Source organism: Caulobacter sp. UNC279MFTsu5.1 (assembly GCF_900114015.1).
GTDB lineage: Bacteria > Pseudomonadota > Alphaproteobacteria > Caulobacterales > Caulobacteraceae > Caulobacter.
This window is the reverse complement of the sequence record NZ_FORN01000008.1, coordinates 75,710-88,593: the sequence shown is the minus strand read 5'-3', so window position 1 is coordinate 88,593 and position 12,884 is coordinate 75,710. Positions and strand designations below refer to the sequence as shown.

Below are 12,884 nucleotides of genomic sequence, written 5' to 3'. Positions count from 1 at the left end.
TTTCCGTGCGCGTCCCGCAAAGTCGGCGATGCGCGCGTCTTGCGCGACTTTTGCTCATTTCCGCCCGAGAACCCGGCGAAGCCGCCCGCGCGCCGGGCGACGGCCAAGTTATCGTGCGCGCTGGTGCAAGACCGACAGGCGCGCCGCGCCTAGCCTTCGTATCGATCTATCGAAGGAGCGCACTCGCCATGGGCCTCACGCCCGCCGCCCCCCACCTGGACGACGCCTTCTTCGACGGCCTGTCGCGATCGACCCTCGATGTCGATGCGGCCGAGACCCTGCCGCCCGCCTGCTACACCGACGCGGCCTTCTACGCCTTCGAGAAGGAGGCGCTGTTCAATCACGAATGGCTGTGCGTGGGCCGCGTCGACTGGGTCAAGGAACAGGGCGACTACTTCACCACCACGATCATCGGCGAGCCGATCATCGTGACCCGCAACCGCGCGGGCGAGATCAAGGCGATGTCGGCCGTGTGTCAGCACCGCGCCATGCTGGTGGCCGAGGGCCGCGGCAACGCCCGCGGCTTCGTCTGCCCCTATCACCACTGGGTCTATTCGCTGAACGGCGACCTGGTGAACGCCCCGGCCATGGAGCGGGCCTGCGGCTTCGACAAGAAGGCCGTCAGGCTGCCGACCTTCAAGGTCGAGATCTGGCTGGGCTTCATCTTCATCAATTTCGACGCCGAGGCGCCGCCGCTGGCGCCGCGCCTGAAGGCGGTCGAGGAGGCCATCGCCAACTACGATCTGTCGAACGCCGAGGGCCTGACGCCCCCCATGACCGGCCAGTTCGCCTGGAACTGGAAGGTGATGTTCGAGAACAACAACGACGGCTACCACGCCAACAAGCTGCATCGCGGCCCGCTGCACGACTTCATCCCCAGCGAGCTGTGCAGCTTTCCGGAAGCGGCCGAGGGCGACGCCGGCTTCCTGCGCTACAACGGCACCACCCATCCGGACGTCAGCTTCAACCCGACCCAGAAGGCGGTCCTGCCGATCTTTCCCAAGCTGACGGACGAAGACCGCAACCGCGCCACCTTCGCCAACATCCCGCCGACCCTGTCGTTGGTGATGACCAGCGACATGGTCATCTACCTGATCCTGCGGCCGACCGGCCCAGAGACCATGGAGCAGGACACCGGCCTGCTGGTCGCGCCCGGGGCCACCGAGACCCCCGGCTTCGAGGAGCGGCTGGAGATGATCATGACCTCGGCGGGCAAGATCATCGCCCAGGACATGCATGTCGACGAACTGGTGCAGGTGGGGCTGCGCTCGCGGTTCGCGGCGCGCGGCCGCTATTCCTGGCAGGAGGGGGCGCAGGTGCAGTTCAACCGCTGGCTTACGCCTCGCTACCAGAAGGCCTGGGCCACCCTGAAAGCTGCCAAGCCGGAGGCCGCCGCATGAGCCGCATGCCCGTCGTCTTCTTCGGTCACGGCAGCCCGATGATCGCGCTTGAGACCAACGACACCACCAAGACCTGGAAGGCGATGGGCGCGGCGTTCGGCAAGCCCAGGGCCATCCTTTGCGTCTCGGCCCACTGGCTGACCCAGGGCGTGGGCGTCACCGCCATGATCGCGCCGAGGACGATCCACGATTTCGGAGCCTCATTCCCTCAGGCCTTGTTCGACGTGCGGTATCCGGCCCCGGGCTCGCCCGAGCTGGCGGCGCGGGTGAGGGACCTGCTGGCGCCGCAGCCGGTGGTCCTGGACCAGCAGGCCTGGGGCCTGGACCACGGAACCTGGTCGGTGCTGAGCAAGGTCTATCCCGACGCCGACGTGCCGGTCGTGCAGCTCAGCATGGACGCGACCAGGCCGCCGGAATGGCACTTCGAACTGGCCCGGCGCCTGGCGCCGCTGCGGGACGAGGGCGTGCTGATCGTCGGCACCGGCAACATCGTCCACAACCTGCCGGCCATGAACTGGGGCGAGCGCCATTGCGCGCCCTACGACTGGTCGCAGCGGTTCAACGACTACGTCAAGCAGGCGATCGTCGACGACGCGCCCGAGCGGGCCGTGAACTTCGCCTCGCAGGGCCAGGACGCCGCCCGTTCGGTGCCGACGCCGGACCACTATTGGCCGCTGCTCTACGTGCTGGGCGCGCGCCTGCCCGGCGACGTGGCCAGCTTCGCCCCCGACCACATCGAGCACGGCTCGCTGAGCATGACGTCCGTCACGCTCGCCGCCGCCGCGGCCTGACCGGAGACACCCGATGCCCTTCATCTGCGAACCCGGCCAGACCCGCCCCGACGTCCTGCCCGGCGCCCTGCACACCCTGAAGGCCACGCCCGCCACCGTGCACTGGGGCTATTTCGACCCGTCGATCAGGCCGGCCCTGCGCGTCAAGAGCGGCGACCTGGTCAGCGCCGAGGCCATCACCCATCATGCCGGCGACGCCCCCGACCTGATGATGGACGAGGCGGTCACCCGCATCTTCACCGAGATCCCCGAGGACGACCGCAATCCCGGCGTCCACATCATGACCGGCCCGATCTATGTCGAGGACGCCAAGCCGGGCGACGTGCTGGAGGTGCGCTACCTGCGGATGGTCCCGCGCAACAACTACGGCTCCAACCTCGCGGCCAACTGGGGCTATCTCTACAAGGAGTTCGGCGAGAAGGAGCGGGTGACGATCTACGAGCTGGATCAGAACACCAACACCGCCAGCGCCCTCTACGCCTACGATTTCGAGGGCAAGTACCTGATCCCCGGGACGATCACCCATTGCCCCGAATGCGACCGCCAGCCGGCCCTGGGCGGGGTGCGGGTGGCGGCCCGTCCGCACCTGGGCACCGCCGGGGTGGCGCCCGCCGTCGACGGCCGGGTCAGCACCATTCCGCCGGGGGCCCACGGCGGCAACATCGACAACTGGCGGATCGGGGCGGGGGCGACGATGTACTATCCCGTCCAGGTGGAGGGCGGGCTGTTCTCGATCGGCGATCCCCATGTCAGCCAGGGCGACGGCGAGATCTCCGGCACGGCCATCGAGAGCTCGCTGAACGTCCTGATGCAGATCGTCCTGCGCAAGGACTTCGTCTCGCCCGGACCTCTGCTGGAGACCCCGAAATGGTGGATCGTCCATGGCTTCGACGAGGATCTTAACGTGGCCATGCGCGACGCCTCGCTGAATATGCTGACCCTTCTGTCCGATCACGTCGGACTGTCGAAGAACGACGCCTACTCACTGATGAGCGTGGCCTCGGACTTCGGCGTCACCCAGGTGGTCGACGGCAAGCAGGGCTGCCACGTGCGCATTCCGCGCGACATCTTCCCCCGGATGAAAGGCTAGAGGAGCCGCCGATGAAGGCCTGGTCGTTCAGCACCGACAGTCACCCCCGCGCCGAACGGGCCGAGGCCTGGCGCGAGGCGATGAACCGGCTGGGACTGCCGATCGAGGGCCTGTCCGACGCCGAGCCGGCCAGCGCCTCGGTGGTCTGCCTGACCTCGCCGCTGGGCATCGAGTTCGCCCTGGTCGAGGCCGGGGCCCAGGCGATCTCGGGACGCCTGAGCGGCCAGCCGGCGGCGGTCTGGCTGGCGGTTCTGCTGAGCGGCGCGGCCACCCTGGTCACCGACGACCTGGCCGAGGAACTGGTCCCCGGCGACATCGCCTACGGCCCGACCGGCCAGGCCGCGGCTCTGCGGCTGGAGACCCGCTGCCGGCTGATGTTCGTCCGCGCCCCGCGCGTGGCCCTCGACCACCGGCTGATCACCCCGGTCAGCCTGCGGGTGGGGCGGCTGCAGGCGGCGACCGGGGTCGCCCACATCCTGTCGGGCCTGCTGCGGGCCACGGCCGAGGGGCTGGAGGACCTGACCGTCGACCAACTGCGTCCGGTCGAGCTGGCCCTGACCGAGTTCCTGGCCATCTGTCTGGCCGAGGGCGGGGCGAGGGCCGACGTGCTGGGCCTGGGGGCCGGCGCGCCCACCGCCCACCTCCAGCGCCTGTGCCAGACCATCGAGACCCTGCTGCCCGACCCGGACCTGTCGCTGCGCCGCGTGGCCGACGAGGAGGGGGTCTCGCCCCGCTACGTCCAGAAGCTGTTCGCCAGCGCCGACGAGACCTTCAGCCACTATCTGCGCACCCGCCGACTGGAGCGCTGCCGCACCGACCTGGCCAGCCCCCAGCACGCGCGGCTGTCGATCTCGGAGATCTGTTTCCGCTGGGGCTTCAACGGCTCGGCCCATTTCAGCCGGGCGTTCCGCGACCAGTACGGCCTGTCGCCGCGAGAGTTCCGGCAGGCGGCGGCGGCCTGAGGTTAATCTTGGGGGGCTGCCCCGAACCGGAACTCCGTCGTCTGACTGAACGTCTCACCCGGCCGCAGCACCGTCGTCGGGAAGTTCGGATGGTTGGGACTGTCGGCGAAGTGCTGGGTCTCGATGGCCAGGCCCGCGCCCTTCTCGAGCGGACGCCCGTCGGGGGTCTTCAGGGTTCCATTGAAGCTGTTGGCGGCGAACAGCTGGACGCCCGGCTGGGTGGTGGCGACCTCCAGGGTGCGGCCGCTGGCCGGGTCGGCGAGGCGCACCGCCGGGACCAGCCCGCCGCGCCCGCCGCCGTCGACGACGAAGTTGTGGTCCAGGCCGTTGGCGAACCGGATCTGCGGATCGTCGGCCGCGACCCGGTCGCCCAGGCGCACGGGGCGGCGTAGGTCCAGGGCCGTGCCGGCCACAGGCGCGATCTCGCCGGTCGGCAGCTTGCGGGCGTCGATCGGGGTGAAGCGGCTGGCCAGCGCCTGGATCGTGTGGTCGTAGACCGTCCCGCCGCCCGCCAGGTTGAAATAGACATGGTGGCTGAGATTGATCACCGTCGGCTTGTCGGTCGTGGCGCGGTAGTCGATGCGCAGGACGTTCTTGCGGGTGACCGTGTAGGTCACGGCGACCTTCAGCGTTCCCGGATAGCCGCCTTCGCCGTCCGCGGCCGTGTAGGCCAGGGTCACGCCGGCCTCGCCGCGGCGCTGGAACGGCGTTGCGGTCCACAGTCGGGTGGAGAAGCCGGTCGGGCCGCCGTGCGAGGAGACGCCCTCGGCGCCGCTGGGCAGGTCGTGGCGGACGCCGTCCAAAGTGAAGCCGCCGTTCGAGATCCGGTTGGCGTAGCGGCCCAGCAGCGAACTGAAATTGGCCCGCGCTTCGTAGGCCTTCAGGTCGGCCAGCTCCAGGACGACGTTCCGGACCTCGCCCTTGCGGTCTGGGACGTTCACCTGGGTGATCACGCCGCCGTAGGACAGCACCTTCACGTTCATGCCGCGGTCGTTCGTCAGGGTGAAGACTTCGACTGGCGCGCCGGCGGCGGTGGCGCCGTAGGGCGCGCGGGCCGCCGTGGCGGCGAGGGCCGGCGTGGCGGCGAACACCAGGGCCGTGGAGACGAACGTGGCCCTGGTCAGCGTCACTGTGACGGCCATGGTTTCCATCCCAAGATCGCTCGCGCCGAGCTGTTATGGAAACCGGTGTCAGTCAAATGGCGAGCGAGATCAAGAGGCCGCTTCCGACGGATCGGAAACGGCCTCCCGATTTCAGGTTTGGGGGGCGGGGCCTAGAACTGCCAGTCGAAGCCCAGGCGCACCGAACGCGGCGCCTGGTAGGTCCTGACCTTGCCATAGGTCAGGCTGGGCGCGCCGCCGGCCGTCTCGCCGAACTCGTCGTAGTCGGTGCCGCCCTGCAGGTTGAAGAGGTTGAAGATGTCGGCCCGCAGCACAAGGTTGCTGTCGGCCTTGCTGCCCGCCATCGGGATCAGGGGGACAAACCTGGCCGGCACGGTGTAGCGCATCGAGACGTCGAACCGGGTGATCCAGTCGCTCTCGAACGAGGTCCCGCGATTGACCAGTTTTCCGCCGCAGAAGCGTGCGTTGGCCCCGTCGCCGTTGGCGTCCGCGGCGTCGGGCGCGGCGTTCGGCGGCGCCACGCCGATGCAGCCGTACTTGCGCGGCGACAGCACCGACAGGTTGCCGCCCAGCATCAGGTCCTCGAACACGGCGTAGGAGCCGAACAGCTTGATCTGGTGTCCCCGGTGGTTGGGCAGCAGGCCGTAAGTCCCGGGGATGTAGGTCAGGCGGTCGAAATCGACGGTGATGCCGGCGTCGGTCTGGCCGTTGTCCGAGCGGGCCGCCCCCTCGAAGTTGCCTTTGGATTCCGACAGCACGTAGGAGCCGCGCAGGCCCCACTTACCGTCGAACTCGCGATCGAAGTTGAACTCCACGCCCAGATACTCGCGCTTGGCCTTGGGATAGCGCATCTGGTCGGCGGTGATGGTGATCGTTCGTTCCGTGGTTTCGCCGGGCAGGGGGTCCGACAGCTTGATCTTCACGTCGCTGCCCGGATTGACGATCAGGAACTGGTGCGTGCCGTTCCAGACGTCCGTGCAGCCGGTCTTGGCCGCGTTGGTCTGGGCGTAGCCGTTGGCCGAGCACCACAGACGGATGCCCTGGTCCATGACCACGTCCTCGCTGACCCGCCCGAGCGAGCGATAGGTCAGGTTCACCCCGACCTTCCACAGGGCGTTGATGCGGTGCTCGTAGCCGGCGATGTACTCGTCCTGATAGGTCGATTTCAGGTTCAGGGCCGAGACCTCGTCGGGCTGCGGCGAGACGCCGTTGTTGCGGATGACGCAGGCGATCGTTCCCACGGCCGCGATGCTCTTGAGCAGCGCGGTGCAGGGGTCGAGGTTGGTGCTCTGGTCCGCGGCGGTGATCTGCGCCCCGCGCCCGCCGATCGGCTTTCCGGTCAGGGGATCGTAGGTGAAGGTCGCGCCCGCCCCGCCGACCGGCAGGAAGAACTCGGACACGTCGATCGCCGCCGAGGCCGCGCGGAAGGCGGTGTTGGACGCCACCGGCAGGTAGGTCCGACCGTAGGAGCCGTACAGCTTGTCGGTGCGTGCGCCGAACAGGTCGTAGGCGAAGCCCAGGCGCAGGGCGATCTCGTTGTCGAACGACGAGAACGGTATGCCGTCCGGATTGGACACCGAGAACTGGTCCTTGCGGACGCCCAGGTTCAGGGTCAGGCGATCCGTCACGTCCCAGGCGTCCTGGATGTAGTAGGCCCGGTTCTTGCCGTTGTAGGCGCCGCCGGTCTCGAAGCGCCGCAGCTCGAGATATTCCTGGTTCGGCGCGATGGCCCCGCCCTGGGCGCCGTTGGCCCCGGCCTTGCGGTAGATCCAGTTGCGCTCGCCGTTGCGGACGATGAACTGGGTCAGCAGGGTCTTTTCCTCGTCGAAGCCGCCCCGGATGTGATGGCTGCCGACGAGGTTGAAATAGAGGTCGGCGTCGGCGCGATAGAACTCGCGGTTGGCCAGGGAGGGCACGGTCGCCGAGGCGGAGGTCTGGCGGCTGACGATGGTGGCCGTTCCGGTTCGGGCGTCCTGGACCATCGACTCGCCCGGCAGGTCGCCGACGACCTTGTTGTCGACTTCGCTGCGACCGTAGGCGGCCGAAAGCGTCAGCCAGTCGGTGAAGGTCCCGGTGTAACGCGCCACGTAGTTCTCGCCGCCCTGGTAGAGGCTGTCGGCGCTGGACCGCGCGGGCAGGATCTCGTCGTTGGCCAGCAGGAACTGGTAGCTGTCGCGCTTACGCTTGCGGCTGGTGTCGAAGTAGGTGAACTCCAGATGCTGGCTGTCGGTGATGTAGCCGTCCAGCTTGAAGGCGTAGAACGGGTCGGCCGTGCGGTCCCTGGTCAGCGAACTGCGGGTGGCGGTCGGCGAGGTGCTGTTGGCGGCCGCCTGCACCTTCAGGTCCTGGAACGTGGCCAGGCCGTAGAAGAACAGCCGATCGCGGATGATCGGGCCGCCGGCCTCGACGGTGAAGTTTTTGTCCGTGCGCTTGGCCAGCGAATTGCGGGCGTTGGTGGTGTTGGGCATCTGCGCGCGCAGACTGTCCGGCTCGTAGTTGCCGTGCAGCGCGAAGGTGAAGTCGTTGGAGCCCGACTTGGTCACGGCGTTGACCATGGCGCCGGTGCCGCGGCCGAACTCGGCGGGGTAGCCGCCGGTCTTGACCTCGACCGACTTGTAGAACTCGAACGGCACGACGGCCGCGCCGATGCCGTTGACAAAGTTGGTGATGTTCAAGCCGTTGATATAGAAGACGTTCTCGCCGACCGAGGCGCCGCCGACGGCCGGTTGTGACTGGCCCTGGACCACGAAGTTGTTGCTGGAGTCGCCGGGAATCGCCGACGGGGCCAGCAGGACCAGGGAGGTGACGTTGCGGGCGATCGGCACCTGCTTGGTCAGGGTTTCGACATCGACCACCAGGCCGGTGGTGGTGCCGGCGAAGTCCAGCTGCGGATTGGCCGCGCCGGTGACCACGACCTCGGAGACGCTCGCGCCTTCCTCGTTGATCGTGAAGCCGAAGTTGGCGGTCGAGCCGACGGTGACGCGGACGTTGGGATTGTTGACCGTCTGGTAGCCGGCCTTGCTGATCGACACCGAATAGCCGCCCGACGGGATCAGGGCGATGCGAAAGCGGCCGTCGCTGTCGGTGACAAGATCGCGCTCGAAGCCCTGGGCCAGCGACTTGACCTTGACCGCGGCGCCGGCCACCGGCGTTCCGCTGGCGTCGGCCACCGTGCCCGCCAGGGCGCCGGAGCTGTAGTCCTGGGCCAGGGCCTGGTGCGGCGCCAGGCCGACCAGGACCGCCAGACTGGCAGGCGTGGCGACCGAGGCCAGGCCGGCCGCCACGGTCGTGGCCAGAAGCCGTCCGCGTCGGGTGACGGATCGTCGATCTTGCGAATTCGAATGGGTGGACATGTAACCCCCTGCATGTGAAGCGCGAAGAGATTTCGCGTTATCTCAAACAGCGAATTACGGCGGTCTTGGTCAATATATCTAGGGTAAATTATTAAAATACCGAAATGTTGTCACTGTATAGGCACGGTGAAATCTACATACTGGATGGTAAGTTGATTTATCTAATGTTGTATATGTGGTTGTGAATTCTGAACGCACGAAAACCCGCACCAGCGGCGCCGGTGCGGGCGGTTGTCGGGCGGGCGAGGCGGCTCAGCCGACGGGGGCCTGGACGATGCCCGGGGTCGAGGGGCGGCGCCCGGCCGCGCGGGCGGCGAACAGGGCGATTGGCAGGCCCACGCCGAACATGTGGATGGCCAGACCGCCGATCAGCACGTCCAGGTGGGGCGTGGGGCGAGGGCCGAAGCGCAGCAGCAGGACCACGTAGTTCATCACGACGTAGCAGCCGATGCCGTACAGCGGTCCCCAGAACCACGGACGACGGTTCAGGGCGGGAAGGACCCGGCCGGCGGCGACATAGACCAACGCCATGACCAGGGCGATGCCGACGTGCAGCGCCCCGCCCAGGATCGCCGAGACCGCGCCGCCGCCGTAGCTGGCCTTGCCCAGGATCCCGCTGGCGATCGAGTGCAGGATCTTCACGGGACTGGTCCCGCGCGTCAGGCCGAAGAAGGTGAAGGCGTAGACGATGTCCAGCAGGGCGGCCGTCAGTCCGCCGGCCAGGACGGCGAGCACAGGGCTGAGCTCGGTCTTCGAAGAGGATGGGGCCATGGTCGGTCTCAGTTGGAGCGCGTGGAACGGTGGAGGGCGGGGCCGGGCGCCGGATCCGGGACCGCGACGATCGGCGCCTGAATCGGGGTCTGGGCGGCGATCAGCTGCTCGATGCGCGCGGCCAGGGCCTGGCCGCGGGGCGAAAGCCACAGCAGGCGCTCGCGCGGGTCGACGGCGCTGGTCACGCACTCCAGCAGGTCCAGGGACGGGGGCAGGGGCCGCTCGATGCTGCGTCCCGCCAAGGCGCGCGCCACGCGAGAGGCCCCGGCGTCGGTCAGGCCGCAGGCCAGGGCCAGTTCGGTGATGTTGATGCCGGGGTTCTCGGCGACATAGAGGAAGGCCCGCACGCTGGTCAGGCTGATGGCGGGATGGATCCGCCGGAAGGTCTCCAGCGCCGCCAGCACGGCGTCGCGGCGGCGGATGCGGACGACCTCAGCTGTCATGATAGACCGCCAGCACGCGGGGGCGGGTCTTGTAGCGGCGCGGCGGGGTCGCTTCGCCGGCCTTCTTGGTCTCGTCCGCCAGCCTGGGCCGCAGGTGGTGGAAGGTGAAGGCGGCCGAGGCGTATTCGGCGCGGACCACCTCGAGCAGGGCCTCGGCCCGTCGCTGGTGCTCGGCGGCCTCGACATAGTCCAGCGCCGAGACCTCGATGGTGATCTGCGCCCGCAGGGTCAGCATCGGGATGTCCTTGGAGCGCGCGGTCATCGGGCCTTTCTCCGTGGGGATCGACTCTTGCCCGTCGATCTTGCCAGCGAGGGCCGTCGTGTCAGGCGCCGGGAGACCAACGGTCGGCGTCCTGCTGCGAGCGACGAGGACGTCTGCCAACGGCGCCGCTCCGTCTGCGAACGGCGCTTTGCGCGCGGGCCGCCAGCGGCGACAATGGCCCATGACGTCGACGCCGGCCGCCCAGCAGCAGACCCGGACCATCCTGATCGCCACGGCGGGGGTCTGGCTGCTGGCCTATGCCGCCCTGACCCTCAGCTGGGTCACCGCCAAGGCGCCCCATTTCTGGGACGGGTCGGTTCGGCGGGCGATCATCTGCGTGTTCGGGGCCCTGCTATGCCTGGCCATGCGACCGCTGCTGCTGCGCTCGACGCCGTGGCCGTTCAGTCTGCGCTTGGCGCTGATCGCGGGCCTGTCGCTGATCGGCGCGCTGATCTTCGGCGTGGTCGACTACGTGATCTATTGCGAGATCCTGCCGCGCTGGCCGGAGTCGACCTTCTGGGGCGTGATGCTGATCGGCCGGACGGTGTTCTGGTTCTTCGCGGCCTGGGCGGCGATCTTCACGGCCGTGCACGCCGACCTCGCCGCGCGCGAGGCCCGCTTCAAGCTGGAGGCGGCGCGGGTCCTGGCCACCGAGACCCAGAACCGCATGCTGCGCTACCAGATCAGCCCGCACTTTCTGTTCAACACCCTCAACGCCCTGGCCACCCTGGTGATGGAACGCCAGAACGACCGGGCCGAGCAGATGATCCTGGGCCTGTCGGGCTTCCTGCGCCGCTCGCTGGAGCGCGACGTGCGCGAGATGGTCACCCTGGTCGAGGAGTTGGACGGCGAGCGGCAGTACGTGGCCATCGAACAGATCCGCTTCGGCGAGCGCCTGCGCTATGTCGAGCGCGGGGCCGAGGGCCTGGTCGACGCCCTGGTCCCCAACCTGATCCTGCAGCCGATCATTGAGAACGCCGTCAAGCACGGCCTGGCCCGGAGCAGCGAACCGCTGGTCATCGAGGTGGTCGTGGCCGCCCAGCGCGACGGCATGATGTCGATCACCATCAGCGACGACGGCGTCGGCGGCGTGGGCGCGCCGCCGGGATTGGGCGTGGGGTTGGAGAACGTCCGCCGCCGCTTGGAGACCCGCTACGGCGAACGCGCGCGCCTGACCTGCGGCGCCCGCGAGCCGCGGGGCTTCCAGGTGCGCCTGGATCTTCCCTTGGAGCGCGCATGAGCGAGGAAGCCCTGACCGTCCTGCTGGCCGACGACGAGCCCCTGGCGTTGCGCCGGCTGCGTCGCCTGGCGGCCGAGGTCGAGGACGTGCGGATCGTCGGCGCCGCCGTCGATGGCGAGCAGGCCCTGGCCCTGGCCCGCGAGACCGCCGCCCAGGTGGTGATCATCGACGTCAAGATGCCGGGGCTGGACGGGGTCAGCGTGGCCCGCGCCCTGGCCGGACCTGAAGGCCCGGTGGTGATCTTCGCCACCGCCTTCGACCGTTACGCCGTCCAGGCCTTCGACCTGGCGGCGGTGGACTATCTGCTCAAGCCGTTCGACGGGACGCGGGTCGCCGAGGCCCTGGCCCGGGCCCGCGCCCAGATCCGGGCGCGCGACGCCGAGCAGCGGATCGACGAGCTGCGGACGATCGTCCAGGATCTGCGGGCCGACGGACGGAGCGCCGCGGGTGATTTCGAGACCGAGCTATGGATCGACGGCAGGGGCGGGGCCCAGCGGGTGCTGGTGCGCGACCTCGACTGGATCGAGGCCGAGCGCGACTATGTCCGCCTGCATGTCGGCGCCCGCAGTTTCCTGGTCCGGGATTCGATCCGCGGCCTGGTGGAGCGGCTGGACCCCGAGGCGTTCGTGCGCATCCATCGTTCGGCCGTGGTGCGGCGCGACCGGGTGGCCCAGCTGGCGCCGCGCCCGGGCGGCGGCCTGACGGCGGTCCTGTCGACGGGCGCCCGGCCGCCGGTGGGCCGCAGCCACGCCGCCGCCGTGCGACGGCTGTTTCGCAACCCGTCAGGACGGGCGCGGACGTCCAAGCCGCTGTAGATCTGAAATGTCCTGGGAGAAGAGGGCGGGGCGGAGCCGCCGCGTCGGACGCCTGGGGCCGTCCGGAAAAGCCGCATCGGTCGAACCAGACGAGGCGGGCGCTTCAGGCTCTGGAGTCAGAAGTTCAGAGCGCCTGAAGGCCGGATGAGCGGCCGGTGGTGAGACCGGCCGCTCGCCGAGGGATCAGCCGTTGACGGCGTCCTTCAGTTGCTTGGCCGGCGTGAAGGCGACCTTCTTGCTGGCCGCGATCTCGATCGCGGCGCCCGTCGAGGGGTTGCGGCCGGTGCGGGCCGGCTTGGCCTGGACCTTGAACTTGCCGAAGCCCGGGATCGAGGCTTCTTCGCCCTTCACGGCGGCGTCGGTCAGCGACTTGAAGACGCCGTCGATGATGGCCTTGGCTTGGGCCTTGGTCAGCTTGTCGTCGGCGGCCACGGCGGCGTCGACCAGATCCGAAACGTTCATAAATCAGCTCATCTGCTGGGAATCAAAAGAGAGCCAACCCTGCCGGGCCAAACGCGCTTTGTCACCTCATCATGAGAACGAGGGTTAACGCGCCTGTCCAACGGGGGCGGGCCGGCGCCAGGTTGCGGAAAATCGCCGTCCTATCAACCCACTAAAGGAAACAGGCGAACCCGG

Annotated in this window: 12 protein-coding genes; 6 read left to right on the top strand and 6 right to left on the bottom strand. The window is 68.7% G+C overall.

All coding sequences use genetic code 11. The features are described from left to right. Positions 1 to 188 precede the first annotated feature (188 nt). The 4 genes from BM066_RS06845 to BM066_RS06830 are packed head-to-tail and all read left to right on the top strand — an operon-like array spanning position 189 to position 4,243. A complete protein-coding gene (locus BM066_RS06845) occupies positions 189 to 1,400 on the top strand; it encodes an aromatic ring-hydroxylating oxygenase subunit alpha (RefSeq protein ID WP_089925760.1) in 1,212 nt (403 codons plus the stop codon). Beyond that, positions 1,397 to 2,191: a 4,5-DOPA-extradiol-dioxygenase gene (ygiD, locus tag BM066_RS06840; protein WP_089925757.1), complete on the top strand. Its 795-nt coding sequence runs from the start codon at positions 1,397 to 1,399 to the stop codon at positions 2,189 to 2,191. Before BM066_RS06845 ends, ygiD begins: the two co-directional genes overlap by 4 nt. Before the next feature lie 13 nt (positions 2,192 to 2,204). Then, positions 2,205 to 3,281, top strand: coding sequence for an acetamidase/formamidase family protein (locus BM066_RS06835; RefSeq protein WP_089925754.1), 1,077 nt, complete (start codon positions 2,205 to 2,207; stop codon positions 3,279 to 3,281). A gap of 11 nt (positions 3,282 to 3,292) precedes the next feature. Then, entirely contained in the window at positions 3,293 to 4,243 is a 951-nt protein-coding gene (locus BM066_RS06830) for a helix-turn-helix domain-containing protein (RefSeq protein WP_089925752.1), read from the top strand. Positions 4,244 to 4,245: 2 nt separating this feature from the next. On the opposite strand, the gene BM066_RS06825 is transcribed toward BM066_RS06830, so the two are convergent. From BM066_RS06825 to BM066_RS06805, 5 genes are all read right to left on the bottom strand, one after another. Next, positions 4,246 to 5,385, bottom strand: coding sequence for an aldose epimerase family protein (locus tag BM066_RS06825; RefSeq protein WP_089925898.1), 1,140 nt, complete (start codon positions 5,383 to 5,385; stop codon positions 4,246 to 4,248). Between the two features lie 131 nt (positions 5,386 to 5,516). Beyond that, positions 5,517 to 8,717, bottom strand: coding sequence for a TonB-dependent receptor (locus tag BM066_RS06820; protein WP_089925749.1), 3,201 nt, complete (start codon positions 8,715 to 8,717; stop codon positions 5,517 to 5,519). A gap of 252 nt (positions 8,718 to 8,969) precedes the next feature. Next, entirely contained in the window at positions 8,970 to 9,488 is a 519-nt protein-coding gene (locus BM066_RS06815) for a DUF1440 domain-containing protein (protein ID WP_143093669.1), read from the bottom strand. Between the two features lie 8 nt (positions 9,489 to 9,496). Continuing rightward, positions 9,497 to 9,931 carry a helix-turn-helix domain-containing protein gene (locus BM066_RS06810; protein WP_089925744.1) on the bottom strand — a complete coding sequence of 145 codons (435 nt, stop codon included), beginning with the start codon at positions 9,929 to 9,931 and terminating at the stop codon, positions 9,497 to 9,499. Next, positions 9,921 to 10,193, bottom strand: coding sequence for a hypothetical protein (locus tag BM066_RS06805; protein ID WP_089925741.1), 273 nt, complete (start codon positions 10,191 to 10,193; stop codon positions 9,921 to 9,923). Before BM066_RS06805 ends, BM066_RS06810 begins: the two co-directional genes overlap by 11 nt. 181 nt (positions 10,194 to 10,374) lie before the next feature. Between BM066_RS06805 and BM066_RS06800 the strand changes: the two genes are divergently transcribed. Further along, complete coding sequence (locus tag BM066_RS06800) at positions 10,375 to 11,433, top strand: sensor histidine kinase (protein WP_089925738.1); 1,059 nt, start codon at positions 10,375 to 10,377, stop codon at positions 11,431 to 11,433. Next, positions 11,430 to 12,248, top strand: a complete 819-nt coding sequence (locus BM066_RS06795) for a LytR/AlgR family response regulator transcription factor (protein ID WP_089925733.1) — start codon at positions 11,430 to 11,432, stop codon at positions 12,246 to 12,248. The genes BM066_RS06800 and BM066_RS06795 overlap by 4 nt, the downstream gene beginning before the upstream one ends. Before the next feature lie 183 nt (positions 12,249 to 12,431). On the opposite strand, the gene BM066_RS06790 is transcribed toward BM066_RS06795, so the two are convergent. Next, entirely contained in the window at positions 12,432 to 12,710 is a 279-nt protein-coding gene (locus tag BM066_RS06790) for an HU family DNA-binding protein (RefSeq protein ID WP_007665420.1), read from the bottom strand. Positions 12,711 to 12,884: the final 174 nt, after the last annotated feature.

Coding starts and splice junctions, on each gene's coding strand:
- BM066_RS06795 (WP_089925733.1), top strand. CDS start 11,430: ATGAGCGAGGAAGCCCTGACCGTCCTGCTGGCCGACGACGAGCCCCTG.
- BM066_RS06845 (WP_089925760.1), top strand. CDS start 189: ATGGGCCTCACGCCCGCCGCCCCCCACCTGGACGACGCCTTCTTCGAC.
- BM066_RS06820 (WP_089925749.1), bottom strand. CDS start 8,717: ATGTCCACCCATTCGAATTCGCAAGATCGACGATCCGTCACCCGACGC.
- ygiD (WP_089925757.1), top strand. CDS start 1,397: ATGAGCCGCATGCCCGTCGTCTTCTTCGGTCACGGCAGCCCGATGATC.
- BM066_RS06830 (WP_089925752.1), top strand. CDS start 3,293: ATGAAGGCCTGGTCGTTCAGCACCGACAGTCACCCCCGCGCCGAACGG.
- BM066_RS06835 (WP_089925754.1), top strand. CDS start 2,205: ATGCCCTTCATCTGCGAACCCGGCCAGACCCGCCCCGACGTCCTGCCC.
- BM066_RS06790 (WP_007665420.1), bottom strand. CDS start 12,710: ATGAACGTTTCGGATCTGGTCGACGCCGCCGTGGCCGCCGACGACAAG.
- BM066_RS06800 (WP_089925738.1), top strand. CDS start 10,375: ATGACGTCGACGCCGGCCGCCCAGCAGCAGACCCGGACCATCCTGATC.
- BM066_RS06805 (WP_089925741.1), bottom strand. CDS start 10,193: ATGACCGCGCGCTCCAAGGACATCCCGATGCTGACCCTGCGGGCGCAG.
- BM066_RS06825 (WP_089925898.1), bottom strand. CDS start 5,385: ATGGCCGTCACAGTGACGCTGACCAGGGCCACGTTCGTCTCCACGGCC.
- BM066_RS06810 (WP_089925744.1), bottom strand. CDS start 9,931: ATGACAGCTGAGGTCGTCCGCATCCGCCGCCGCGACGCCGTGCTGGCG.
- BM066_RS06815 (WP_143093669.1), bottom strand. CDS start 9,488: ATGGCCCCATCCTCTTCGAAGACCGAGCTCAGCCCTGTGCTCGCCGTC.